Annotated in this window: 23 protein-coding genes; 10 read left to right on the forward strand and 13 right to left on the reverse strand. The window is 68.6% G+C overall.

Annotated elements, in window-relative coordinates; all coding sequences use genetic code 11:
- Positions 1-126: 126 nt before the first annotated feature.
- The 5 genes from JJL56_RS02905 to JJL56_RS02925 all read left to right on the forward strand — a co-directional run bounded on the left by JJL56_RS02905 (position 127) and on the right by JJL56_RS02925 (position 4,356).
- Positions 127-867, forward strand: a complete 741-nt coding sequence (locus JJL56_RS02905) for a hypothetical protein (protein ID WP_200484118.1) — start codon at positions 127-129, stop codon at positions 865-867.
- A 111-nt stretch (positions 868-978) separates the two neighbouring features.
- The gene (gene yajC, locus JJL56_RS02910) at positions 979-1,350 is read left to right on the forward strand and encodes a preprotein translocase subunit YajC (RefSeq protein WP_145623702.1); all 372 of its coding nucleotides are present in this window, start codon (positions 979-981) and stop codon (positions 1,348-1,350) included.
- 36 nt (positions 1,351-1,386) lie between these two features.
- The gene (gene secD, locus JJL56_RS02915; RefSeq protein ID WP_200484119.1) at positions 1,387-2,985 is read left to right on the forward strand and encodes a protein translocase subunit SecD; all 1,599 of its coding nucleotides are present in this window, start codon (positions 1,387-1,389) and stop codon (positions 2,983-2,985) included.
- A gap of 12 nt (positions 2,986-2,997) precedes the next feature.
- Complete coding sequence (secF, locus tag JJL56_RS02920; protein ID WP_200484120.1) at positions 2,998-3,951, forward strand: protein translocase subunit SecF; 954 nt, start codon at positions 2,998-3,000, stop codon at positions 3,949-3,951.
- A gap of 27 nt (positions 3,952-3,978) precedes the next feature.
- Complete coding sequence (locus JJL56_RS02925) at positions 3,979-4,356, forward strand: Mth938-like domain-containing protein (protein WP_145623701.1); 378 nt, start codon at positions 3,979-3,981, stop codon at positions 4,354-4,356.
- A gap of 86 nt (positions 4,357-4,442) precedes the next feature.
- On the opposite strand, the gene JJL56_RS02930 is transcribed toward JJL56_RS02925, so the two are convergent.
- The 4 genes from JJL56_RS02930 to JJL56_RS02945 form a co-directional block, all read right to left on the reverse strand.
- On the reverse strand, positions 4,443-5,048 hold the full coding sequence (locus tag JJL56_RS02930; RefSeq protein WP_035676248.1) for a superoxide dismutase: 606 nt from the start codon (positions 5,046-5,048) through the stop codon (positions 4,443-4,445).
- Positions 5,049-5,116: 68 nt separating this feature from the next.
- Positions 5,117-6,430, reverse strand: a complete 1,314-nt coding sequence (hpnE, locus tag JJL56_RS02935) for a hydroxysqualene dehydroxylase HpnE (protein ID WP_200484121.1) — start codon at positions 6,428-6,430, stop codon at positions 5,117-5,119.
- A gap of 9 nt (positions 6,431-6,439) precedes the next feature.
- Positions 6,440-7,375 (reverse strand): presqualene diphosphate synthase HpnD, encoded by a 936-nt coding sequence (hpnD, locus tag JJL56_RS02940; RefSeq protein WP_200484122.1) that lies wholly within the window; start codon positions 7,373-7,375, stop codon positions 6,440-6,442.
- A gap of 39 nt (positions 7,376-7,414) precedes the next feature.
- Positions 7,415-8,287: a squalene/phytoene synthase family protein gene (locus JJL56_RS02945; protein WP_014197277.1), complete on the reverse strand. Its 873-nt coding sequence runs from the start codon at positions 8,285-8,287 to the stop codon at positions 7,415-7,417.
- Positions 8,288-8,407: 120 nt separating this feature from the next.
- Here JJL56_RS02945 and JJL56_RS02950 point away from each other — a divergent pair, with 120 nt between their 5' ends.
- Positions 8,408-9,262, forward strand: a complete 855-nt coding sequence (locus JJL56_RS02950; RefSeq protein ID WP_200484123.1) for a phytoene/squalene synthase family protein — start codon at positions 8,408-8,410, stop codon at positions 9,260-9,262.
- A gap of 10 nt (positions 9,263-9,272) precedes the next feature.
- On the opposite strand, the gene JJL56_RS02955 is transcribed toward JJL56_RS02950, so the two are convergent.
- From JJL56_RS02955 to uvrA, 5 genes are all read right to left on the reverse strand, one after another.
- Positions 9,273-11,351, reverse strand: a complete 2,079-nt coding sequence (locus JJL56_RS02955) for a methyl-accepting chemotaxis protein (protein ID WP_200484124.1) — start codon at positions 11,349-11,351, stop codon at positions 9,273-9,275.
- Positions 11,352-11,456: 105 nt separating this feature from the next.
- Complete coding sequence (gene trmFO / locus JJL56_RS02960; RefSeq protein ID WP_200484125.1) at positions 11,457-12,821, reverse strand: methylenetetrahydrofolate--tRNA-(uracil(54)-C(5))-methyltransferase (FADH(2)-oxidizing) TrmFO; 1,365 nt, start codon at positions 12,819-12,821, stop codon at positions 11,457-11,459.
- 142 nt (positions 12,822-12,963) lie between these two features.
- Positions 12,964-13,356 carry an SRPBCC family protein gene (locus JJL56_RS02965; protein WP_247890908.1) on the reverse strand — a complete coding sequence of 131 codons (393 nt, stop codon included), beginning with the start codon at positions 13,354-13,356 and terminating at the stop codon, positions 12,964-12,966.
- 138 nt (positions 13,357-13,494) lie between these two features.
- Positions 13,495-13,695: a hypothetical protein gene (locus JJL56_RS02970; protein WP_137141096.1), complete on the reverse strand. Its 201-nt coding sequence runs from the start codon at positions 13,693-13,695 to the stop codon at positions 13,495-13,497.
- Positions 13,696-13,810: 115 nt separating this feature from the next.
- Positions 13,811-16,663, reverse strand: a complete 2,853-nt coding sequence (gene uvrA, locus JJL56_RS02975; RefSeq protein WP_200484126.1) for an excinuclease ABC subunit UvrA — start codon at positions 16,661-16,663, stop codon at positions 13,811-13,813.
- A gap of 467 nt (positions 16,664-17,130) precedes the next feature.
- On the opposite strand from uvrA, the gene JJL56_RS02980 reads away from it, so the two are divergent.
- Positions 17,131-17,613 carry a single-stranded DNA-binding protein gene (locus tag JJL56_RS02980; RefSeq protein ID WP_200484127.1) on the forward strand — a complete coding sequence of 161 codons (483 nt, stop codon included), beginning with the start codon at positions 17,131-17,133 and terminating at the stop codon, positions 17,611-17,613.
- Positions 17,614-17,870: 257 nt separating this feature from the next.
- Complete coding sequence (locus tag JJL56_RS02985) at positions 17,871-18,080, forward strand: hypothetical protein (protein WP_200484128.1); 210 nt, start codon at positions 17,871-17,873, stop codon at positions 18,078-18,080.
- A 77-nt stretch (positions 18,081-18,157) separates the two neighbouring features.
- On the opposite strand, the gene JJL56_RS02990 is transcribed toward JJL56_RS02985, so the two are convergent.
- From JJL56_RS02990 to JJL56_RS03005, 4 genes are all read right to left on the reverse strand, one after another.
- Positions 18,158-18,346, reverse strand: a complete 189-nt coding sequence (locus tag JJL56_RS02990) for a hypothetical protein (RefSeq protein ID WP_200484129.1) — start codon at positions 18,344-18,346, stop codon at positions 18,158-18,160.
- Positions 18,347-18,362: 16 nt separating this feature from the next.
- The gene (locus JJL56_RS02995; protein ID WP_200484130.1) at positions 18,363-20,054 is read right to left on the reverse strand and encodes a cbb3-type cytochrome c oxidase subunit I; all 1,692 of its coding nucleotides are present in this window, start codon (positions 20,052-20,054) and stop codon (positions 18,363-18,365) included.
- Positions 20,055-20,071: 17 nt separating this feature from the next.
- Positions 20,072-20,722 (reverse strand): cupredoxin domain-containing protein, encoded by a 651-nt coding sequence (locus JJL56_RS03000; protein ID WP_200484131.1) that lies wholly within the window; start codon positions 20,720-20,722, stop codon positions 20,072-20,074.
- 105 nt (positions 20,723-20,827) lie between these two features.
- Positions 20,828-21,166, reverse strand: a complete 339-nt coding sequence (locus JJL56_RS03005) for a hypothetical protein (protein ID WP_200484132.1) — start codon at positions 21,164-21,166, stop codon at positions 20,828-20,830.
- A 472-nt stretch (positions 21,167-21,638) separates the two neighbouring features.
- Between JJL56_RS03005 and JJL56_RS03010 the strand changes: the two genes are divergently transcribed.
- Both JJL56_RS03010 and JJL56_RS03015 read left to right on the forward strand, forming a co-directional pair.
- Entirely contained in the window at positions 21,639-21,992 is a 354-nt protein-coding gene (locus tag JJL56_RS03010) for a hypothetical protein (RefSeq protein WP_200484133.1), read from the forward strand.
- A gap of 156 nt (positions 21,993-22,148) precedes the next feature.
- Complete coding sequence (locus tag JJL56_RS03015) at positions 22,149-22,898, forward strand: Spy/CpxP family protein refolding chaperone (RefSeq protein ID WP_200484134.1); 750 nt, start codon at positions 22,149-22,151, stop codon at positions 22,896-22,898.

Raw genomic sequence — 22,898 nt, forward strand, 5'->3', positions numbered from 1 at the left:
CGGTTTCGTTGCGCCGACCCTAACCCGCCGGCCCGGCACCGGACAAGGACGCGCGCCAAGGAGGCGCGCTTGCGGGGGAGGCGTGCGCGCCGCTATGGTTCCTCAAACGCGAACCGAGGGCCAGCCATGCACGCAGAACGCTCCACCGATCTCCCGACGCCGGCCGGGAGCGCCGAACATGTCCTGCGGCGGCTGGAGGAAACGCCCCTGCGGGAGGACCCTTTCCCGCATCTGGTGGTGCCGGACGCCCTGCCGACAGACCTTTACGCCCGCGCCATCGCCCACTGGCCGAGGTTCGAGGCGCTGGCGCTCCTGCAGATGGACAGCCTTCCCCAGCGCTATCAGATGGTGCTGACCGACCGCAATCTGAGGGACTTGGAGCCGGAGGCTGGGGCGGTCTGGCGGGAGGTCCGCGATTGCCTGTTCGGGCCGGACACGCTCGCCCGGCTGGCGCCGCGCTTCCCTTCGCTGGCCGCCAAGCTGGAGACGCCGGTCGGAAGCCGGCCAGCCATGGTCTACGCGCGGCTGGTCGAGGACCATGCGGGCCACGCCATGCTGCCCCACACCGACGTGTTCGGCACCTTCCTGTCCATGCTGCTCTACATGCCGGCGGACGGCAGCCGCCCCGATCTCGGAACAGCGTTGTACCGGCCCCGCGACCCGTCCTTCAGCGCCAACGCCGGGCGGTCGACGGAGCGGTTCCCGCGCGGGGATTTCGAGTTGGCCGGCACCGCACCCTTCCTGCCGAACCATCTGCTGGCCTACGCGCCGTCCGGCCGTTCCTTCCATGGGGTGGAGCCGGTGGAGGCGCCCTGCGTGCGCCGCTTCCTGCTTCTCTTTGCCGTGATGGACAACCGCGGCCCTTGAAGCCCGGCGGGCGTACCCCTATTCCATTGCATCGACGGCCCGGACCGTTATAGTCCCCGCGTCCGCGAGCGCCCGCTGCGCCTTCGGAACCAAACCACAGGGAGCCTCCAGATGTTCGTTTCGACGGCCTATGCACAGACCGCCGCGCCCGCCGCCGGTGGGGCCGACATGATCGTGCAGTTCCTGCCGCTGATTCTGATTTTCGTCGTCTTCTATTTCCTGCTGATCCGTCCGCAGCAGAAGAAGATGAAGGAACACAAGGGCATGCTGGAGTCCATCCGTCGCGGTGACCGCGTGGTGACGGGCGGCGGCATCATCGGCACGATCACCAAGGTCGGCCCGGAAGACGAGCTTCAGGTCGAGATCGCCGAGAACGTCCGCGTCCGCGTCATGCGCTCCACCGTGAATCTCGTGCTGTCGAAGTCCGAGCCGGCCAAGAGCGCCGACGAGAAGGCTGAAGAAAAGGTTGTGGACCGCAAGTAACGCGGTTCTCCGGTAGCGAACGGGACTGGTTTACGAATGCTGTATTTTCCGCGCTGGAAGATTTTTCTGATCGTCGCGATCTGCGTGCTCGGGACCATCCTCACGCTGCCGAATTTTCTCAGCCGTGAGACGTTGGCGGCCCTGCCGAACTGGTACGCGCACAACCGGGTCAACCTCGGCCTCGACTTGCGCGGCGGGTCGCACCTGCTGCTCGAGGTGGACATGGGCGCGGTCATCCGTGACCGCGTCGAAGGTCTGGTCGATTCGGCGCGCACCCAGCTCCGCAACGACAATGTCGGCTACACGGCGATCAACGCGGGCGACCGCGGCATCACCGTGCAGCTCCGCGATCCGGCGCAGGCCGAAACGGCGGTGCGGGCGCTTCGCCAACTCGCCAACACCATCGGCGGCGGTCCGCTCGGCGGCGGGCAGCCCGACCTGGAGGTCACCTCCGGCGGCGGCGTCGTCACCGCCCGGCTCAGCGAGATCGCCCTGCGCGAGCGCGCCACCCAGGCCATCGAGCAGTCCATCGAGATCGTGCGGCGCCGCATCGACGAGACCGGCGTCAACGAGCCGACCATCGCCCGCCAGGGCAGCGACCGCATCCTGGTCCAGCTTCCCGGCGTCGAGGACCCCGACCGTGTGAAGCGCCTTCTCGGCACCACCGCGAAGATGACCTTCCGCCTGGTCGACATGAACGCCGACCCGAGCGCGGGCCGCGCCCCTCCGGGCACCGACATCCTGCCCTCGTCGGAAAGCGGGCGGGCGCAGACCGCCTACGTCATCCGCAAGAAGGTCGAGGTGGACGGCGCGAACCTGACCAACGCCACCGCGGGCAGCAATCCGCAGACCGGCGAATGGGTGGTCAATTTCGAATTCGACAGCATCGGCGCCCGCCGTTTCGCCGACGTGACCCGCGCCAACGTCGGCCGACCCTTCGCCATCGTGCTCGACAACAAGGTCATCAGCGCTCCGGTGATCCGCGAGCCGATCACCGGCGGACGCGGCCAGATCAGCGGCAACTTCACCGCCGCCGACGCCAACGACCTCGCCGTCCTGCTGCGCGCCGGTGCGCTGCCGGCCCCGCTGAAGGTGATCGAGGAGCGCACGGTCGGCCCCGACCTCGGCGCCGATTCGATCCGCGCCGGCCTGATGGCGGTGGGCATCGGCTTCGTGCTGGTCTGCGTTTACATGATCGCCGCCTACGGCCTGTTCGGTGCCTTCGCCTGCTTCGCCCTGCTGGTCAACACCGTCCTGACGCTGGCCGCGCTGTCCCTGCTCCAGGCCACGCTGACGCTGCCGGGCATCGCCGGCGTCCTGCTGTCGCTCGGTCTGGCGGTCGACGCCAACATCCTGATCAACGAGCGCATCCGCGAGGAAACGAAGAAGGGCCGCGGCGTCTTCGGCTCGGTCGAGGCCGGCTTCAGCCGCGCCTATTCCACCATCGTGGACGCCAACCTGACCACCGCCATCAAGATGGCCATCCTGTTCGTGCTGGGCACCGGCGCGATCAAGGGCTTCGCCGTCACCATCACCTTCGGCATCCTGATTTCGCTGTTCACGGCCACCGTGCTCGTGCGTCTCATGATGGTCAGTTGGCTGCGCAAGACGCGGCCGGCCGCCCTGCCGGTGTAAGAGGTCATTCCCATGTTCCGGCTTCGTCTGGTCCCTGACAACACCAACATCCAGTTCATGCGCGGGCGACACGCCGGCCTGATCGTGTCGGCGTTCCTGTCGATCGCGTCGGTGGTGCTGTTCTTCTATCCCGGCCTGAACTACGGCATCGACTTCCGCGGCGGCATCGTCATCGAGGCGCGCACGCCGCAGGCTGCCGACTTCGCCTCGCTGCGCCACACCCTGACCCAGCTCAACATGGGGCAGGTGGCGTTGCAGGAGTTCGGCTCGCCCCAGGACGTGCTGATCCGGCTGGAACGCCAGCCGGGCGACGACGCGGCGCAGCAGGTGGCCGCCGACAAGGTGAGGGCCACGCTCGCCCAGGAGATTCCCGGCACCACCGTGCGCCGCGTCGAGGCGGTCGGCGCGTCGGTCAGCGGAGAGCTGTTCTTCAACGGCATGCTGGCGCTGGGCCTCGCGCTGCTGGCTATGCTGGTCTACATCTGGTTCCGCTTCGAATGGCAGTTCGGCTTCGGCGCCATCGTGACGCTGCTGTTGGACGTGACGAAGGTGGTCGGCTTCTACGCGATCACCGGGATGCAGTTCAACCTGACGGCCATCGCGGCGATCCTCACGATCATGGGCTATTCGACCAACGACAAGGTCGTGGTCTATGACCGCATGCGCGAGAACCTGCGCATCTACAAGAAGATGCCGCTGCGCGAGCTGATCGACCGCTCGATCAACGAGACGCTGAACCGAACGCTGGGCACCTCGATGTCGACGCTGCTGTCGATTCTGCCGCTGGCCTTCTTCGGCGGCGAGGCGTTGCAGGATTTCGGCATCGTGCTGATCTTCGGCATTTTCCTGGCGACCTCCTCGTCCATCTTCATCGCCGCCCCCATCTTGCTGTTCCTGGGCGAGAACCGGCTGCGCCGCAACGCGCCGGTGGACAATGCGGCCCCGGCCGCCAATCCGACGCCCTGACCGGAAAGAACAGGAAACGGACAAGAGATGGCGGACATCACGCCGATCATCCCGTCGGACCGGCAGGTCATCGACGGGTACGGGGAAGGGCAGTTCTGCGTGTCCGGGCAATGGCGCACCGGGGCGGTGGTGGTCCTTCCCGACCGTACGCAGCCCTGGCGTCCCCAGGACTTCGCCGCCCTGACGGCGGAGGACTTCGCCCCCGTCATCCAGGCGGAGCCGCGGGTGGAGTTCCTTCTGCTCGGCTCCGGCATCCGGATGCAGCTTCTGCCCAAGGCCCTGCGCCAGAGCCTGCGCGACGCCGGGCTAGTCGTCGAGGTGATGGACACCGGGGCGGCCTGCCGCACCTACAACGTCCTGCTGGCCGAAGGCCGGCGGGTTGGGGCGGCGCTGCTGCCGGTGTGATCCGGTTCTTGTGCTTTGCTACGACCGTTCAAACGAAAAAGGCCCCCGATCGGGGGCCTTTTCCGTTCTGGCGATCCGGTGAAGGATCAGGCCGGGGCCTTCGACAGGCGCTCGGCCACGAATTCCCAGTTCACCAGGCTCTCCAGGAACGCCTTCACGAAGTCCGCGCGGCGGTTCTGGTAGTCGACGTAGTAGGCATGCTCCCACACGTCGGCGGTCAGCAGCGGGAAGTGGCCCTGGGCCAACGGGGTGTCGGCGTTGGAGGTCTTGGTGACCTTCAGCTTGCCGCCGTCAAGGTACAGCCACGCCCAGCCCGAGCCGAACTGGGTGATGGCGGCGTTCGAGAACTCTTCCTTGAACTTGTCGACGCTGCCGAAGTCGGCGATCAGGCGCTTCTCAAGCTCGCCCGGGATGGCGCCGCCACCGTTCTTCTTCATGCTCTGCCAGTAGAAGGTGTGGTTCCACACCTGACCGGCGTTGTTGAAGAGGCCCTGCTTGGAGGCGTCGCCGTAGCTCTGCTTGATGACGTCTTCCAGGCTGGCGTCGGCCAGCGGGCTGTCCTTCGTCAGGTTGTTCAGGTTGGTGACGTAGGTCTGGTGGTGCTTGTCGTGGTGCAGGTGCAGCGTCTCCGACGACATGAACGGCTGCAGAGCATCATAGCCATACGGGAGCGGCGGCAGTTCGAACGCCATTGAGTTACCCTCTCTTCTTGGATTGTCCCATCTCGGCCCGCGCCTTGCGGCACGGCACCTCCGTCCGCTCAAATAGGCCCGCGGCGCGGCAAAGTGAAGGCTGGAAAAAGGCCGAGACGCGAAAAGGTGGTAATCCTAGCGGTCAGGACCGCCCGCGCGGCGAACTCGCCCGAGCGGACCGCACCTTCGAGCGTCGCCGGAAGCCCCATGTTCGTCCAATCGCCGGCCAGAACGAGGTTTTCCAGCTCCGTCCGGGCACCGGGGCGATTCGCCGCATGGACAGGGGACTGGTCCGGAGTCGCCCGGCGTTCCTTGACGATTCGGTGGGGCGGCGGCGCCGTGCCGGCCGTGCCGAGCGCTTTCGCCACATCGCGCCACAGCGTGGCGGCGACCGTTTCGGCGGGCTGACCAGCCAGCGCGTCTGCGTCGCTGACCGTCACCGACAGAACGTCGCCGCGCCGGAACAGCCAGTCCGCCGTTCCGCCCACCAGCCCCAGGAAGGGCAGGCCCCCCGGCAGGTCGATCGGGGCGGGCAGACGGAAGTGGGCGTTGACGATGGCCCGCCCGGCGGCGGGGGGAACGGGCAACACATCCGGAAGCAGGCGCCCGGCGATCCAGGCGGGAACCGCCAGAACCACCGTGTCCTCGCTGCCAAGCGGGATGCGCTCGCCATCCACCGACAGGGCGGCGACACGATCCCCCGCGCGTTCCAGCCCGTCCACCCGCGTCCCGGTGCGGAGGTCCGCACCATGCCGCATCAGCCACGCCACCGCCGGATCGACCAGGGCGGCCGAGAGGCCCTTCTCCGCGAACAGGGGGCGGCAGGCGGCCTCGCCGCGCAGCAGCGTTTCCCGCAGCACGGCCCCGAACAGCCGGGCGGACACCCGCTCCGGCGCCCCGTTCATCACCGACACTGCGAGAGGGCGCCACAGCCGCTCGTAGAGCGCTCCGTCGGGGGGCAGGGCGTCGGCCACCGCCGCCTCGGGGCGGGCGGTCAGGGTCCGCAGGGCGGCGAGGTAATCGGCAGGGCGGCTTCCCGGCACGCGGCGGGCCTTGTCGAACAGCCACAGCCCGCCGGGGCGCAGGCACCAACGCTCGCCGCTGCCGAGGTCAAGGAAAGGAAAGGCGGCGGGGCGCAGCTCGCTCAGAGCCTCGCTCGCGCCGACCCGCTCCAGATAGCCGAGCAGGGAGCGGTTGCCGCTGAGCGCCAGATGGCTGCCATTGTCCACCACACGGTCCAGCGTGGCGTCGTAAAAGGAGCGGCAGCGTCCCCCGGCCTGCGGCGCGCTCTCATGCAGGATGACCTGGCGCCCGGCCTCGGTCAGGCGGACGGCGGCGGACAGACCGGCAAGGCCGGCGCCGACGATGTGGACGGTGCCCAAGCCGGCCCGTCAGGCGGCGGGCGGATAGCCGAGCGCGCAGCGCACGGCCACCAGGGCGCATTCGCGCTTGCCGACCCGCACCCGCCGGTCGAGGTCGCGCCATCCCCGCGCGCGCAGGCGCACCAGCAGCCGGTGGTACAGCACCATCATGGCGACCGCCGCCCACAGCGAACCGCGACGCCCGGCGGACTGGCCTTCGGCCAGCGCCCGCCGCGCTTCGGCAAAGCGCTCCTCGGCCAGGACGGCCAGCGCCTCGCAGGTCTGGGGCAGGTTGGGGTGGGCGAGCACCGTGGCCGGGTCGGAACTGCCGATGCCGGCGTCGTCGAGCAGTTCACGCGGCAGATAGAGTCGCCCGATGTCGGCGTCCTCCGTCAGGTCGCGCAGGATGTTGGTCAGCTGCAGCGCCTCGCCCAGCGCCAGGGCGAAGGCTTCGGTGGAGGCATCGGCCCGGTCGAACACGCGGATCGCCAGCATGCCCACCGCGCCGGCCACCCGGCGGCAATAGAGGCGCAGGGTCGGCAATGCCGGGCCGGTCATGCCCCCGCTGTTGCCGGCCCCATTGCCGTCACCCGCGGGGATGTCCATCGCCATGCCGTCGATCAGCGCTTCCAACTCGCCGCGTGGCAGGCCGTAGCGTTCGATGGCTCCCTTCAGGGCGGCGCCCAGGGAGCTGGAGGGCGCGCCGCCGGCATAGAGGCCGCGGATCTCCGTCCTCCAGGCATCGAGCGCCGCGCGCTTTTCCGCGGGCTCGCCGGGCTCGTCCGCGATGTCGTCGATTCGCCGGCAGAAGGCGTAAATGGCGAACATCGCCGCCCGTTTGGAGCGGGGGAGAAGCAGCATCGGCCAGTAGAAGGTGCTGCCCGACCGCCCGGTCACCGCCGCCGCCGCGGCAGCCGGGCTGCCGGCGGTGTCGCTCTGCGTCGAATCCAGCGATGGCTGCGGCATACGTCGGTCCTGCGTGGTGTCGGTCGAAGGGTGCGGAGTCTATTTGCTCCCGATGGCGCGCGCCAGCCCGCGTGCGGTGGCGAACAGCTTATGATGCGTGCCGAGCACCACCCGCTTCTTCAGCGGGTCGCGGCTGCGCAGCCGCTGCGCCAGCGACTCGGCGAGGCTGAGGATCACCGACGCTTCCATCCGCAACCCCCGGTGCTGGATCAGGCCGGGCAGGGGGGCGGCACGCTCCAGCAGCCGGTCGGTGTGCTCCAGCGTGCGGTCGAAGATGGCGCGCAGCTTGGCGTCGCTCTCCGTTTCCACCAGCCGCTCGACGCTGATCGCCGAATCGTCGAACCAGACGAGCGGAATGTAGCAGCGACCGAGCTGGCTCCAGTCCTCCCGGCAATCCTGGAGGTGGTTCAGCACCTGCAAGGCGGTGCACAGCGCGTCCGACGCCGGCCCGGCGGCCACGCCCTCACCGTGCAGGTCCAGCAGGTAGCGCCCGACCGGGTTGGCGGAGAAGCGGCAGTAGAGCAGCAGGTCGCTCCAGCTGTGGCACCGCGCGCCCACCGCGTCACGCCGGAAGGCGCGCAGCACCTGCCGGGGGTGGCGGTCGCTGACCCCGGTCGCCTGCAGGCTGGCGCGCAGGTCCAGCGCCGGCTTCAGATAGGCGTGCTTGGCCTGCCCGGTGGTCAGCGAGCGTTCCAGCGCCTCCAGATAGGCGAGCTTGGTCTCCGGCTCGAGATCGGGGTCGTCGGCGATGTCGTCGCCCAATCGGACGAACCGGTAGAAGGCCATGACATGCGGCCTGAGATGCTTCGGGAGCAGGCGCGAGGCGACCGGAAAATTCTCCGAGTCCGCGTCCTTGCGGGCGACCGGGCTGGGTTTGCGGGGCTTGGTGGGGGCGACGTTGAAATCGGCCATTGTTCCGCCTGCTGCGCGTCGGGGCTGGTGTGGAGAGCCTGTCTGCCTAATATAAGGCGCTTGCGGGCTTTGCCCCGCTTCCAAACCGTGCCACCCCCATTTTTCCAGAACAGGCATCACATGGCGAAGGCGACCCCCGACCTGTCCTATTGCGGACGGGAGGTGCGGAAATATGACAACGACCGCTTCCTGACCTGCCTCTTCGCTCCGGCGGAGCGCCGCGAATCGCTGTTCGCCCTTTATGCCTTCAACCTTGAAATTGCCAAGACCCGCGAGGTGGTGACCGAGCCGGTGCTGGGCCAGATGCGGCTGCAATTCTGGCGCGATGCGCTGGATAAGGTCTATGAGGGAGGCGCCGTGCCCAAGCACGCGGTGATGGAGCCGCTGGCCGCCGCCGTACGGGAGAGCGGGCTGAGTCGCACCCTGTTCGACCGGCTGATCGACGCGCGGGAAGCCGACCTCGACGACACCCCGCCGGCCAACATGTCCTGCCTCGTCAATTATGCCGAGGTCACCGGCGCGCCGCTCGTTCAACTCGCGCTGGAGATCCTGGGGGCGAAAGGTGCCGACGCGGCGGAGGCCGGGCGTCAGGCCGGGATCGGCTACGCGCTGGCCGGCATCGTCCGGGCGGTGCCCTTCCACGCCCGCCAGCACCGCCAGCTTCTCCCAGCCGACCGCATGGCGGCGCACGGTGCCAAACAGGGCGACCTGTTCGAGCTGCGCTCCACCCCCGAGCTGCGCCCCGTGGCGCGCGAGGTTGCGGAGGCCGCCCGCGACCATCTGGCGAAGGCCCGTGCGCTCCGCCGGTCCGTGCCGCGTGCCGCCCTGCCGGCCCTGTTGCCGGCGGTGCTGGCCGGGCTGCATCTGGACGCGCTGGCGCGGGAGGGCTATGACCCCTTCGCCGCGCGCGTGCTGATGCCCCACCCGCTGCGCCACGCCAAGCTGGCCTGGGCGGCGCTGCGCGGGCGGTTCTGACCCTTTCGAATCAAGCCGCGCGGATCATCGCCACGAACCGCTCCACCTCGTGGCGCAGCTGGTCGGCCTCACGCGACAGGTCGCCGGCGGCGTCGAGCGCCTGATCGGCCATCGTGCCGGTGGACCCCGCCGCCCGCGTCACCCCGCCGATGTTGTCCGACACGGCGGCGGTGCCCATCGACGCCTGCTGGACGTTGCGGCTGATCTCCTGGGTGGCGGCGCCTTGCTGCTCCGCGGCGGCGGCGATGGCGGTGATCGTTTCGTTGATGGCGATGATGCTCCGCCCCACCGTCTCGATAACGCTGACCACCGTGCCGCTGACGGTCTGCATGTCGGCGATCTGCCGCGAGATGTCCTCCGTCGCCTTCGCGGTCTGGTTGGCGAGATTCTTGACCTCGCTGGCGACCACGGCGAAACCCTTGCCGGCCTCGCCGGCGCGGGCGGCCTCGATGGTGGCGTTGAGCGCCAACAGGTTGGTCTGCCCGGCGATGCCCTGGATCAGGTTGACCACGTCGCCGATCTTCTGTGCGGCGGCGGACAGCCCTTCCAAAGTGGCGTTGGTGCGCTCCACCTCGGCCACCGCGTCCGCGGCCATCTGGGAGGAGCGGCCGATCCGCTCGTTGATCTCGCGGATGGAGCAGCTCAGCTCCTCGGCGGCGGCGGCCACCGTCTGGACGTTCTGGCTCGCCTCCTCGGCAGCCATGGAGACGGCGCTGGCCTGACGGTCGGTCTGGGTGGCGATGGCCGAGAGGTTCTGCGCGGTGCCGCGCATCGCGCCGGCCTGTTGGGACACGTTGCGCACGACGCCGCCCACCGACGCCTCGAACCGGCTGGCGACGTCGGCGAGGTCGTGCTTGCGGCGTTCGGCGGCGCGCTCCTCCTCGCGGCGGCGCTCCTCCTCCAGCTCGGCCATGCGGGTGGCGTTGTCCTGGAACAGGGCCAGCGCCCGCGCGATGGCCCCGATCTCATCGCGGCGGTCGATGCCGGCGACAGCGACGCCGCGCCGGCCGCCGACCACCGCCTCCAGCGTCGTGATGGTCCGCCGCAGCGGCGCGCCGACGATGACGTGGCTGGCGGCGAGCAGCGCCACCACCAGCACCACCAGCAGGCCGAGGCCGCCACCGATGGTGGCGTCGCGCAGGCTGTCCGCCGGAGCGTTCATCGTCGCCAGCGGCAGGTTCACCAGCAGCGACCAGGGCGTGTCCGTCCCGGCGACCGACACCGGGATGAACAGGCGTTGCACCTCGCCGGCGTCCACGGCGGTCCGCGTCTCGAATCCCTGGCCGGCGCGGATCGCCGACAGGGCGGACTCCAGCGCCGGGTCGGTCTTGGCGAGCGGCTGGCCCATCCGCGCGGAGTCGGGGTGCCCGGCCCAGACGCCGCCGTTGGAAAGCAGATGGACCGAGCCGGTGCCGAAGGGCGTCACCGTCTTCAGCGTGTTCCAGATGCCGTCGGTGGACAGATCGACGCCGGCCACGCCGATCACCCGGTCCTTCTCGACGATCGGAACGACCATGGAGACCAGCAGCACCTGGCGGCCCGCCACCATGTAGGCGTAGGGCTCGACCACCATGGCGCGGCGGCTGCGCTTGGGCACCTGATAATAGGCGCCATCGGGGCCGGGGTCGTCGTAGCCGATGATCGCCTCCAGCGCGACGGTGCCGGAGGCGCGGTTCCAGTAGGGAAGGAAGCGGCCCGTCTTGTCGGACCCCGGCGCGCCGACGAACTCCGCGTCACGCCCGTCGAGCGCGTTCGGCTCCATCCCGACCCAGACGCCGAGGAAGGCCGGGTTGCTGTCGGTCAGGCTCTTCAGCCAGCCGGTGAGCTGCGCCCGGTCGACTGGACCCGCAGCCTTCAGGCCGACCAGCGAGGAGGCGACGAAGCGGGCCGCGTCCATCGCGTCGTTCAACTGCGCCTGCACCGATTCGGCATAGCGGTGGCCGAGCTGGTCGCCGCTCCGCAGCGACAGGGCCTGGATGTCGGCCGCGCTCTTCATGGTCAGGGCGGTGATTCCCGCCGCGAGGGCGAGAATCGTCACCAAAACCAGCACGATCACCTGTTTGAACACCAACGACTTTGCCCGAAGCATGGCCATACCGCCCCATGGAGTGCGCGATTCCGGGGGCGGATGGTCATCGGCGACGGTGAAGCCTGTCCTATGGGTTCCGTGACCGTTTCATGACGGCGTGCCGGGTCAAGAAGCGACGCCGGGAGCGGCGGCCAGCCAGCCGCCCAGATCCTCCAGGGCGCGGCGGGTGTAGGCCAGCTTGCGGTCGCGTCCTCGGATGCGTTCGTCGACCGGTGGGAACAGGCCGAAATTGACGTTCATCGGCTGGTAGGTGTCGGCGTTCGCCCCGCCGGTGATGTGGCCGAGGATCGCCCCCAGCGCGGTGGTGGCCGGCGGGGCGGACGGTTCGCCGCCCAGCCGCTCGGCGGCGGCGAAGCGCCCGGCCAGCAGGCCGACGGCGGCGCTTTCCACATAGCCCTCGCAGCCCGTCACCTGCCCGGCGAAGCGGATGCGCGGTTGCGCCTTAAGCCGCAGCGCACCGTCCAGCAGGCGCGGGCTGTTCAGGAAGGTGTTGCGGTGCAGGCCGCCGAGCCGCGCGAACTCCGCCTTTTCCAGGCCGGGAATCATGCGGAAGATCCGCGCCTGTTCGGCGTGGCGCAGCTTGGTCTGGAAGCCGACGAGGTTGTAGAGCGTGCCCAGCGCGTTGTCCTGCCGGAGCTGGACCACCGCGTAGGGGCGGCGCTCCGGCTTGTGCGGGTTGGTCAGGCCGACCGGCTTCATCGGGCCGTAGCGCAACGTGTCCACCCCGCGCTCCGCCATCACCTCGATGGGCAGGCAGCCTTCGAAGTAGGGCGTGCTCTTCTCCCACTCCTTGAAGTCCACCTTCTCGGCGGTCAGCAGGGCGTCGATGAAGGCGCGGTACTCGTCCTTCTCGAAGGCGCAGTTGATGTAGTCCTTGCCGGTGCCGCCGGGGCCGGGCTTGTCGTAGCGCGACTGGAACCACGCCTTGGACAGGTCCACGCTCTCCAGATAGACGATGGGGGCGATGGCGTCGAAGAAGGCCAGCGACTCCTCGCCCGTGAAGCTGCGGATCGCCTCGGCCAGCGGCGGGGAGGTGAGGGGGCCGGTGGCGATGACGACGCTGTCCCAGTCCTCCGGCGGCAGGCCGGCGACCTCGCCGCGCTCGATGGTGATGAGGGGATGGCTGGTGATCGCCTCGGTCACGGCACCCGCGAAACCGTCGCGGTCCATGGCCAGCGCGCCGCCCGCCGGCACCTTGTGCGCGTCGGCGCAGCGCAGGATCAGCGAGCCGCAGCGCCGCATCTCCTCGTGCAGCAGACCGACCGCGTTGTACTCCGCGTCGTCCGACCGGAAGGAGTTGGAGCAGACCAGTTCGGCGAGTTGGTCGGTGCTGTGCGCCTCGGTCGGGCGGACGGGCCGCATCTCGTGCAGCACGACGGGCACGCCGCGCGTGGCGAGCTGCCAGGCGGCTTCGGACCCGGCGAGGCCGCCGCCGATGACGTGAACGGGGGAAAGGGACGTGTCGACCATATCAGCAGCTTTCACAAAGTTGCCGAACAAGTAGACCGTCGTTGTCGCGGCGGCAAGGCCAACCCGGACCAAGGCGCGGAATCGCGACCAGGATCGCCCCCACGGTCCGGCGACCCTGGTCGCTCCGCTGAAGGCCGGTGACTTACCGGGCTGCGAGCTTCTGCTTCAGGCCGTCGAAGCCCGCGGTGAAGATGCCGGAGATCACCTTGCGCGTTTCCTCATCGCTGGCGCTGTTGGAGGTGTAGTGCGCCGTCCAGACGACGCGCGCGCCCCTGCCCGCTGGTTCGGCCGACAGGGAAGCCGCGTAGTCCTTGACCGGCAGCGGGCCGGTCAGGATCGAGTAACGGATGCGGTGGCTGCTGGCGGAGGAGGAGAGCAGGCGCTCCTCGATCGCGCCGCCGCCCTTGAGGGCCAGCACGCGCTCCTGCGCGCCCTCATTCCGGCGCAGAGTGCAGCTTTCCACCGCCGGGTGCCAGGTGCCGAGGTTGCAGAAGGGGCCGATCTGCTGCCAGACCTTCTCGACCGGGTAGGGCAAGGTGGCCGATCCTAGCCGAGCGGGGACGGCTTGAAACCTGTACGTTGGTAGGACGAACAAGGAAAGGATCGGCAAGACAACGGCCGGTCCCGCCTGTGCGGAGCCGGCCGTTTCTTTTGGGACTGACGCGAAAAGTCCTTATTCGCTCTTGGTCGTCGTCGTGCGCTCGGTGGTGGTCGAGCCGCCGGTCGGCGGGGTGGTCAGGCTGGAGTTGCCGTAGCCGGGCGAAGTGGTCGTGGTGGTGGTCGTGGTGCTGGTGGACTCGTCGGTTCCGCAGGCGCTGACCAGCAAGGCCGCGCCGAAGGCCAGCGCCACACCGGACATCATGGTCCTTGACATGTTCCGTCTCCATCCTGTTTGGCGAAAGATGGAGAGGAAACGCCCCCGCTGCGGCTTTGTTTCCGGGACAAAAGTTGGTCAGAAGAAAAAGGCCGGGGATGGCCCCGGCCCGACTTCATGCCCTCTTCCGGCTTTTCGGCTTCGCCTTCAGGTAGGGGGCCAGATACTGGCCGGTGTAACTCCGTTTGACCTTCGCCACGTCTTCCGGGGTGCCCTCCGCGACGATCTCGCCGCCGCCGGTGCCGCCCTCGGGGCCAAGGTCGATGATCCAGTCGGCGGTCTTGATGACCTCCAGATTGTGCTCGATCACCAGCACCGTGTTGCCCTGGTCGACCAGCGCGTGGAGCACCTCCATCAGCTTTTCCACGTCGGCGAAATGCAGGCCGGTGGTCGGCTCGTCGAGGATGTAGAGCGTGCGGCCGGTGGCCCGGCGGCTCAGCTCCTTGGACAGCTTCACCCGCTGCGCCTCGCCGCCGGAGAGTGTCGTGGCGGGCTGGCCGATGTGGATGTAGCCGAGGCCCACCCGCTCCAGCGTCTCCATCTTGTCGCGGATGCCGGGCACGGCCTTGAAGAACTCCTTGCCCTCCTCGACCGTCATGTCGAGCACGTCGGCGATGGTCTTGTCGCGGTAGGTGACCTCCAGCGTCTCGCGGTTGTAGCGCTTGCCGTGGCAGACGTCGCAGGTGACGTAGACGTCGGGCAGGAAGTGCATCTCGATCTTGATGACGCCGTCGCCCTGGCACGCCTCGCAGCGCCCGCCCTTCACGTTGAAGGAGAATCGGCCGGGGCCGTAGCCGCGGGCCTTGGCCTCGGGCAGGCCGGCGAACCAGTCGCGGATCGGGGTGAAGGCGCCGGTGTAGGTGGCCGGGTTGGAGCGCGGGGTGCGGCCGATCGGCGACTGGTCGATGTCGATGACCTTGTCGAGATGCTCCAGCCCCAGCAGCTCGTCATGCTCGGCCGGATGCTCGCGCGCGCCCATCAGCTTGCGCGCCACCGCCTTGTAGAGCGTCTCGATGATCAGGGTGGACTTGCCGCCGCCCGACACGCCGGTGACGCAGGTGAAGGTGCCCATCGGGATGCGCGCCGAGACGTTCTGAAGGTTGTTGGCACGGGCGCCTTTGACCTCCAGGAACTGCCCCTCGTGGCCGGGGCGGCGCTGGTCCGGCACCGGCACGAAGCGGGCGCCGGTGAGGAACTGGGCCGTGACGCTGTCCGGATTGGCCTGGACCTCCGCCGGGGTGCCCTGGGCGATCACGGTGCCGCCGTGCTGGCCGGCGCCGGGGCCCATGTCCACCAGATAGTCGGCGGTGCGGATGGCGTCCTCGTCATGCTCGACCACGATCACGGTGTTGCCGAGGTCGCGCAGCCGCTTCAGAGTCGCCAGCAGCCGGTCGTTGTCGCGCTGGTGCAGGCCGATTGACGGCTCGTCCAGCACGTAGAGCACGCCGGTCAGGCCGGACCCGATCTGCGAGGCGAGGCGGATGCGCTGGCTCTCGCCGCCGGACAGCGACCCGGAGCCCCGGCTGAGCGTCAGATACTCCAGCCCCACCGCGTTGAGGAAGCCCAGCCGCTCGTTGATCTCCTTGAGGATGCGGTAGGCGATCTCCTTGTCCTTCGGGCGCAGATGGTCGTTCAGCGTGCTGAACCACGTCGCCGCGTCGGCGATGGACATCTCCGCCGCCTGGGAGATGTGCTGGCCGTGCACCTTGACGGCCAGCGCCTCCGGCTTCAGGCGGGCGCCCTTGCAGGTTTCGCAGGGTTGGGAGGACTGATACTTCGACAGCTCCTCCCGCATGTAGGCGCTTTCCGTCTCGCGGTAGCGGCGCTCCAGGTTGTTGACGATGCCCTCGAAGGCTTTGTTTGTCTGGTAGCTGCGCAGCCCGTCGTCGTAGGTCATCGTGATCGGCGCGCCGTCGGAGCCGTAGAGGATGGTCTGGCGGACCTTCTCCGGCAGCTTTTCCCACGGCGTGTCCATGGCGACGCCGAAATGCTGGGCGATGCTCTCCAGCGTCTGCACGTAATACTGGGACGAGGAGCCGGCCCAGGGGGCGATGGCGCCCTTTTTCAGCGACAACCGCTCGTCCGGAACGACCAGCATGGGGTCGAAGTAGATCTTGCTGCCCAGCCCGTCGCAGGCCGGGCAGGCGCCGAACGGGTTGTTGAAGGAGAACAGCCGCGGCTCGATCTCCGGGATGGTGAAGCCGGACACCGGGCAGGCGAATTTCTGCGAGAAGACGGTCTGCTCGTGCGACTCGGCGTTCTCGACGAAGATGATTCCGTCGGCGAGGCCGAGCGCCGTCTCCAGCGAATCGGCAAGCCGGTTGCCCAGCCCCTCACGCACGACGATGCGGTCCACCACCACGTCGATGTCGTGCTTCAGCTTCTTATTAAGCGCCGGAACCTCGTCGATCTCGTGCATCGTGCCGTCGACACGCACGCGCTGGAAGCCGCGCTTGCGGAGGTCCTGGATCTCCTTCTTGTACTCGCCCTTGCGGCCGCGGATGATCGGGGCCAGCAGCAGCAGGCGCGTGCCCTCAGGCATCGCCAGGATGCGGTCGACCATCTGGCTGACCGTCTGGCTCTCGATGGGCAGGCCGGTGGCTGGGGAGTAGGGGATGCCGACCCGCGCCCACAGCAGGCGCATGTAGTCGTAGATCTCCGTCACCGTGCCGACGGTGGAGCGCGGATTCTTCGAGGTCGTCTTCTGTTCGATGGAGATGGCCGGCGACAGCCCCTCGATCGAATCGACGTCCGGTTTCTGCATCAACTCCAGGAACTGGCGCGCGTAGGCCGACAGGCTCTCGACGTAGCGTCGCTGGCCTTCCGCGTAGATCGTGTCGAACGCCAGCGATGACTTGCCCGATCCCGACAAGCCGGTGATGACGATCAGCTCGTCCCGAGGCAGATCGACATCGACGTTCTTGAGGTTGTGCTCCCGCGCGCCGCGGACACTGATGTGCTTGTTCATGGAGTGTTCTTAGCCGAAACCGGAGGGGAAGGGAAGGCGCCAAAAAAGCTCCGAAAGCCCGGACAGATATGTGCCGGACGCAGGCGACTTGCCACCGGTACACGTCCCTTTCCGGCCGCGTGGGACGCAGGGTCGCGATACGGGAATGCCGGGGAGCCGACGATGGGCAACCACCAAGGAATATGTTGGCGCCACGGACTCTCTCTGCTATGTTTGTTCATGGAGTGTTCTCTTTCGCGCGGAGTGGGCGGGTTGATCCGGGTGGAAGGGGCGAAGCGCTCCGCGGCGGCGGTTGACCCGTGCCCTTTCCGCATGCTTTGTGAAGCACAAGGCAGGGTGGGGCATGGACCGATCCATGGATCAAACCGGCCCTGCGAACAGACACCCCCGGTATCCGGACGCCCTTCCGCCGGGCGCCCGAACGGGTCGGATGGGATACCGGGAACCCGCGCTAGGAGACACGTGCGATGAATGTATGGACGTTTACGGGGCGCCTCGGCGCGGACGGCGAGCTTCGCTCCACGCAAAGCGGCGAAAAGGTTCTGGGCTTCCGCGTCGCCAACGACGTCGGGTTCGGCGACCGCAAGACCACCCAGTGGGTGGACTGCTCCATCTGGGGCCGCCGCGCGGAGGCTCTGGCGCCGCATCTGACCAAGGGCAAGGCCGTTGTGATCTCCGGCGAGGTGACGATCCGCGAGTTCGAGAAGCGCGACGGCACCCGCGGCGCCGGCCTGTCGGTGCGTGTCGCCGAGATCGACTTCACCGGCGGTCGTGAGGGCGAAGGTGGCGGCGGTTACGGCGGCGGCGGCTACGAGTCGCGTGGCGGCGGTGGTGGCGGTGGCTACAGCGGCGGCGGCGGCAGCGGCGGTGGCGGCTACGGTGGTGGCGGTCGTAGCGGCGGCGGTGCTCCGCCCAAGCACGACGACCTGGACGACGAAATCCCGTTCTAAAACTTACCAGGGGTGGTCGTGTGAGGTTTCCCGCCTGAGGCCTTTGTATTTACTAGTTTCCCCGGTTGCATACCTCACCGGCTGTGGTGTTTTTCTGCCTGTGAGATTGTTACCGGGGAAGCCTGTAAAGGAACGCTTGGCTGCTGACAATTCGGCGCACAGCCCATCGGGCCAGCAACACCCTGCAGGCAAACTGCCAGTCCCTGAAGTTCCTGTATCAATGGGCTGCTGAGACCGGCATCGACATCGAAAGCCGGATGCTCTCCGGCCAATTCCTCAAGAGCAACGAGGTCGCCAGCTTCGCCGGGGCAGCAGTGCGGCATCTGGACGAGGCGGGCGGTGACGCCTGTACCAAGCCTACGAATGCTCGCAAGGTGGTGTCGCTCGAAGTCGAGGAGGTCGTCACCGAGCGCATGCCGCCGCGTCGAAAAGGTTCGGGAGACGATCGGGCAGCCCCGCCTTTCTGATCATCGGCGTCTATCGCATGGGCTTTGGGGCCTGGGGCGCCCGCAACGCAGCGGACACCCAGGCTTCTCCGGCGCCTTCAGTTCCGGCGGGTCTTGCGGCCGAAGGCGAACAACATCCCGACGAGCGCCAGGAACACGATGGCGCCGCCTCCCCAGACCCGGACGTAGCCGGGCATGCCGAGGCTGGGGACGAAGGCGTAGACGGCGGCCAGGACCGCCCACACCGCGACGATGGCCAGGGTCAGCCAGAGTTCGTCGTTCTTCATGGCTTCTCTCCTTCGCTCAGTGCCCATGCCCGCCGCCGATCGCGATGATCGGCAGCGACTGGATCAGCTGGAACGCGACGATGGTGAAGACGTACATGGCGGTGACCAGCGCGGCGACCGACACCGGCCCGGTCCACGCGGGCGCCGCGCCGACGCCGCGACCCCCGGCCTGCCAATCGACCACGGAAGCCTGTTCAGCCGTCGCGCGCCGCGACAGCAGCGTGCGCACGACGCCGTAGACGGTGACCGAGATGGCAACGGCGAAGACCGTGGCGCCGACGCCGACCAGGGCCATCAGCACCGGCCACGCCGCGGGGGCCATGCCGCCGTAGCTCACGTCGAACACCCGGCGCGGCACGCCCATGAACCCGGCCGTGATGCCAGCGGCGCCGAAGATGAGCAGACCGATGGTCACGACCACCGGCATGCGTCTCAGCACTGCCGGGCGCCACAGGCTGCCGCCGCTCAACGCCGGGAGCATGACCATCATGGCGGCCAGGAACGTCTGGGTCAGCACGCCGACCGCGAAGAAGTGGAAGTAGCCGGGGACGAAGAAGGTGTCCGACAGCATCGGCGCCAGTTCGCCCTGGATCAGCACAAAGGCGAAGGTGATGCCGACCATCATGTTCACCACCGCCCAGCCCATGTTCGCCATGGCCGGGTTGTCCCACGGCAGCCCGCCCATCCAGCCGAAGAGGCCGGTGGCGCCGCGCGCCCGCGCGCTGGCCTCCAGGGAGGAGACGATGATGGCGAAGGCCGCCAGCGTCGGGACCGAGACGAACAGCGACAGCAGCGAGCCGACCACCCGCACGCCCTCGGACAGGTTCGGCTCCAGGAACATGTGGTAGAGGCTGGTCGGCGGCACGAAGACAAGATAGGCGGCGAAGACGATCTTCGACATGCGCGCGCCGTGGATGGACTTCACCCCCGTCAGGTGCTCGGTCAGCACGTACCACACCAGCACCGTCGCCATCAGCGGCAGGTAGTGCAGGTTGTGGAACAGGATGTGCCACTCCGTCCCGTGATCCGCCGGGAACGGCCCGGCGCCCAGCGCCCACAGCACGCTCGGCAGGAAGGCGTTCGTCGCCGCGATGGCGCTGACCACCAGGAACCCCGCCCAGGCGAACAGCGCGAAGCCGATGGAGGTGAATTCGTCCGCCTCGCCACGCAGCCGGGGCTGGAGCACCGTCGCGATGCCGCTGACCGCCGAGGCGACCAGGCCGCCGGAGAGCAGCAGGTAGCCCAGCGCGAAGAACCCGACCGAGCGCGGATCGTCCGCGGCGAGTTCAGGGTTGCCGTCGTAGAGCAGCGGCGTGCCGGTGTAGGAGATCCATTCGCTGACACCGAAGCCCGCCAGCATCAGCGCAGCGCCCAACCAGGCGAACGGACGCAACGCCAGCCCGCGTTCGTTCTCCGCGGCGGCGAGCACGAGCAGGAGGGCCGCTTGGATCAGGTACAGCCAGTAGAAGAACACCGACACGCCATGCAGGGTCAGCAGGCGGTAGGCGTCGTCGGGGAAGAAGGTCAGGGCTCCGGCGCGCGCCAGCGCGGTTACGAAGCCACCGGCGAGGCCGAGGGCAAGCGCCAGCAGGGCGGCGCCGAACAGGACCTTGAGGAGCGCCTTGTCGGAGGTCGGCAGGGCGGCGACCCGCGTCGTCAATGTGGTCTTTGAGCCGACCGGGGCGGAGTTCGTTGAGATGGTATCCATGATGGGTCCTCCCCGGGTCACGCGACGACGACGCGGCCCTGCATGGCGTCGTGCGCCTGGCCGCAGTAGACGGTGCAGTACACGAGGTACTCGCCCGGCTTGGTGAAGGTGATCGTCTGCTCGGTGACGGTGTTCGGGCGGAGACGGATGATCCGGCTGGCGGCTCCCAGCTGGATCGACGCGCCGTGCGTGATGTCGTCCGCCATCATGCGGAACCGGTACGCCTGCCCGGCCTTCAGCCGCAGCACGTCCGGGCTGTAGGAGAACTTCTGCGCCATCAGATAGACGTCCACCGGCTCGCCACCGGCGTCATGGCCGTGGTCGTGCTCCTCGGCGGCGTGGCTGTGCGTGTCCTCGCTGACTTGCGGGTTCACGCTACCGTCCTCCTGCGTGTGCCGCTGGATGAAGTAGTCGTGCTCGAAGCGGAACTCCTCGGGCGCCATGCCCGCCGAAGCCCCGTGACCACCGTGGCCACCGGCCTCGGCGGGTGCTTCGGCGGCACCATGGCCGCCATGGGCGTCAGGTTCCGGAGCAGCCGTATCCTTGTGACCGCCGAAGGGAAGCGGGGCGGCTCCGTAGGCCGCCCAGGCGCCGTACAGGGAGACGGCGCCGAAGCCCAGTCCGGCGATGAAGCCGCGACGGGTCGTGAAATGCCTCGGATCGGGCATGATGAGGGTCCTCTGATCGCGTGGTCGGAATCGCTCGCGAACGCCGCCGGTCAGGCGGCGCGTGGCCGGGCGTCCGACGCAGACGGCGTCAGGGCGCTCGGCCGGTCAGAGGACGGTCTTCGGAGGGGGCGTGTCCGGCGCGATGTCCCGGGCGTTGGGGGCGTAGTCGGGCCGCGGGTGCCAGGACATCTCCACCGTCGTCACCGCGACGGCGACGACATGGTCCGCCGGGGCTTCGGCCGCCGGGCAACACGGAGCCACGACCACGAGGGCGGCCTTGTGGGAGTCGCCGTGCGACGGGGCCGAAGGCGATGGCGTGTGGTGGGAACGGTGATCGATCGGCCCGCCATGGGCCTCCACATGCGCCATGGCTCCACCCGCCGCGCCCACCAGGAGCGCGAAGGCGAACGCCAGAACGGCGAAGATGTGGCCCAACCGCGTCATGTCTGCCATCGTCACCAACGACCTGGGACCTCCCAGGGCATGCCAAGCGTAGCCCGTATCGTAGGTCCGGGAATTGATCGGCATCAACCCGGCGCCCGTGTCACGGTCCGGCAGTGGAAACGCCGTGGGTGAAACGTCACCGGGCGGTGGTGCCTTGCGCCTGCGGCAGGGCGGCGCCGGTGACCGGACAGGAAACGTGTTCGACTTTGTCCTTGACCTTCCAGCGACTGGAAGGCGCAGGGTTCTTCCTGTGGCATCTCCGGCCCGGTCGAAGGTGCGGGGGACATTCCGACGCACTCCTTCTCCGACGCTTGGTAGGGATCGTTGCCGAAGCCATCTGTTGTTGCAGGGGCCAGGAAACGGTCGTAGGTTTCCATGAGGGTGCGGTGGGCACTGGGGTGCCGCACGGTTCCCACAAGATGAGGCAAACGCCATGTGGCGTGCGACGCGGTCGTCGGCGAGGAGGGTGGTGGTGAGCCTGCTGATGCTGGCCACGCTGCTCGTCTATGCCGCGCCGAGCCACGCCAACCTGGGGCCTCACCATGCGTCCCAGACCCCTCATGAGCACGTTCTTCTGGTCGACGACCATGGCGACGCCATCGCGACCGTCCCGGACCACGAGCACGAGGAAGCTCCGTGTGGGGACCTTGGCCTGCTCGACGAAGGGGCCTGCTGCAGCGTCGCTCAGTGCGTCACCATGCACGGAGGCCTCCCCGCTGCGATGGTCGAGGCGTTCACCCCGCGCCTGAACACGACGCAGCATCTGCCTGCCCTGGCCACGCCGGACGGCATCGGCATCGCCCCGGCTTTCCGCCCCCCGCTCTGACCATCTGACGCCACGAGTCCGCCCGCGCCCGACCTGAGCCTCGGCTCGGCGAAGGACGCCGACTCCGGATTCGTGCGCTTGGCTTTTGCGTCCCCGGCGCTCCCGCGTGGAGTCCGTCCGGGATGGCATGAACCCAATGTTCAGATGGAGGACGCCATGTCGTCTCTCACCCGCAAGATGCTCCCGGCACTCGCGCTGACCGCCATGATGTCGGTCGCCCAGGCCCAGACCACCACCGACCAGGACCACAACGCCCATCATCCGGACGGTGCCGCGGCCACGACGCAGGCCCAGCCCGCTCCGGCCCCGACCCCGGCTCCCACGCAGCCGACCCCGGGCGCGAAGCCCGGCGCGCCCGGCAACGCGCCGATGATGGGTCAGGGCATGGGCAGCGGCATCATCGTCCAGCCCGGCGCCCAGGCACAGGGTGGCCAGCCCGGCATGATGATGAACATGGACCAGATGCGTTCGATGATGGGCGGCATGTCGGGCCAGCAGGACGGCCAATCCGGGATGATGGGGCCCGGCATGATGTCCATGATGCGACAGATGATGATGGGCCAGCAGGCCGGAATGGGCTTGCCCTTCGAGCACGTCGAGGGCCGCATCGCGTTCCTGAAGGCCGAACTCAAGATCACCGACGCCCAGGCGCCGCAGTGGAACGCCTTCGCCGACACGCTGCGGGCGAACGCCAAGGCCCATCAGGCCATGCACGAGCAGATGACCAAAAGCGGCATGCCCTCCTCCTGGCCCGACCGGCTCGCTTTCCAGCAGAAGGCGCTGTCCACCCGGCTCGACGCCCTGAAGGCGCTGGAGTCCGCCGCCAAGCCGCTCTACGCCGTGCTGACCGACGAGCAGAAGGCGCTCGCGGACCGGCTGCTCCCCGGCCCCATGGGCATGATGTGA

It is taken from the genome of Azospirillum aestuarii (assembly GCF_016632405.1).
Classification (GTDB): domain Bacteria; phylum Pseudomonadota; class Alphaproteobacteria; order Azospirillales; family Azospirillaceae; genus Azospirillum; species Azospirillum aestuarii.

Coding starts and splice junctions, on each gene's coding strand:
- yajC (WP_145623702.1), top strand. CDS start 979: ATGTTCGTTTCGACGGCCTATGCACAGACCGCCGCGCCCGCCGCCGGT.
- hpnD (WP_200484122.1), bottom strand. CDS start 7,375: ATGCCGCAGCCATCGCTGGATTCGACGCAGAGCGACACCGCCGGCAGC.
- JJL56_RS02985 (WP_200484128.1), top strand. CDS start 17,871: ATGCTCTCCGGCCAATTCCTCAAGAGCAACGAGGTCGCCAGCTTCGCC.
- JJL56_RS03015 (WP_200484134.1), top strand. CDS start 22,149: ATGTCGTCTCTCACCCGCAAGATGCTCCCGGCACTCGCGCTGACCGCC.
- JJL56_RS02955 (WP_200484124.1), bottom strand. CDS start 11,351: ATGCTTCGGGCAAAGTCGTTGGTGTTCAAACAGGTGATCGTGCTGGTT.
- JJL56_RS02925 (WP_145623701.1), top strand. CDS start 3,979: ATGGCGGACATCACGCCGATCATCCCGTCGGACCGGCAGGTCATCGAC.
- JJL56_RS02905 (WP_200484118.1), top strand. CDS start 127: ATGCACGCAGAACGCTCCACCGATCTCCCGACGCCGGCCGGGAGCGCC.
- uvrA (WP_200484126.1), bottom strand. CDS start 16,663: ATGAACAAGCACATCAGTGTCCGCGGCGCGCGGGAGCACAACCTCAAG.
- JJL56_RS02970 (WP_137141096.1), bottom strand. CDS start 13,695: ATGTCAAGGACCATGATGTCCGGTGTGGCGCTGGCCTTCGGCGCGGCC.
- secD (WP_200484119.1), top strand. CDS start 1,387: ATGCTGTATTTTCCGCGCTGGAAGATTTTTCTGATCGTCGCGATCTGC.
- JJL56_RS03000 (WP_200484131.1), bottom strand. CDS start 20,722: ATGCCCGATCCGAGGCATTTCACGACCCGTCGCGGCTTCATCGCCGGA.
- secF (WP_200484120.1), top strand. CDS start 2,998: ATGTTCCGGCTTCGTCTGGTCCCTGACAACACCAACATCCAGTTCATG.
- JJL56_RS02950 (WP_200484123.1), top strand. CDS start 8,408: ATGGCGAAGGCGACCCCCGACCTGTCCTATTGCGGACGGGAGGTGCGG.
- JJL56_RS02990 (WP_200484129.1), bottom strand. CDS start 18,346: ATGAAGAACGACGAACTCTGGCTGACCCTGGCCATCGTCGCGGTGTGG.
- JJL56_RS02995 (WP_200484130.1), bottom strand. CDS start 20,054: ATGGATACCATCTCAACGAACTCCGCCCCGGTCGGCTCAAAGACCACA.
- JJL56_RS02945 (WP_014197277.1), bottom strand. CDS start 8,287: ATGGCCGATTTCAACGTCGCCCCCACCAAGCCCCGCAAACCCAGCCCG.
- JJL56_RS02980 (WP_200484127.1), top strand. CDS start 17,131: ATGAATGTATGGACGTTTACGGGGCGCCTCGGCGCGGACGGCGAGCTT.
- trmFO (WP_200484125.1), bottom strand. CDS start 12,821: ATGGTCGACACGTCCCTTTCCCCCGTTCACGTCATCGGCGGCGGCCTC.
- JJL56_RS03005 (WP_200484132.1), bottom strand. CDS start 21,166: ATGACGCGGTTGGGCCACATCTTCGCCGTTCTGGCGTTCGCCTTCGCG.
- JJL56_RS02930 (WP_035676248.1), bottom strand. CDS start 5,048: ATGGCGTTCGAACTGCCGCCGCTCCCGTATGGCTATGATGCTCTGCAG.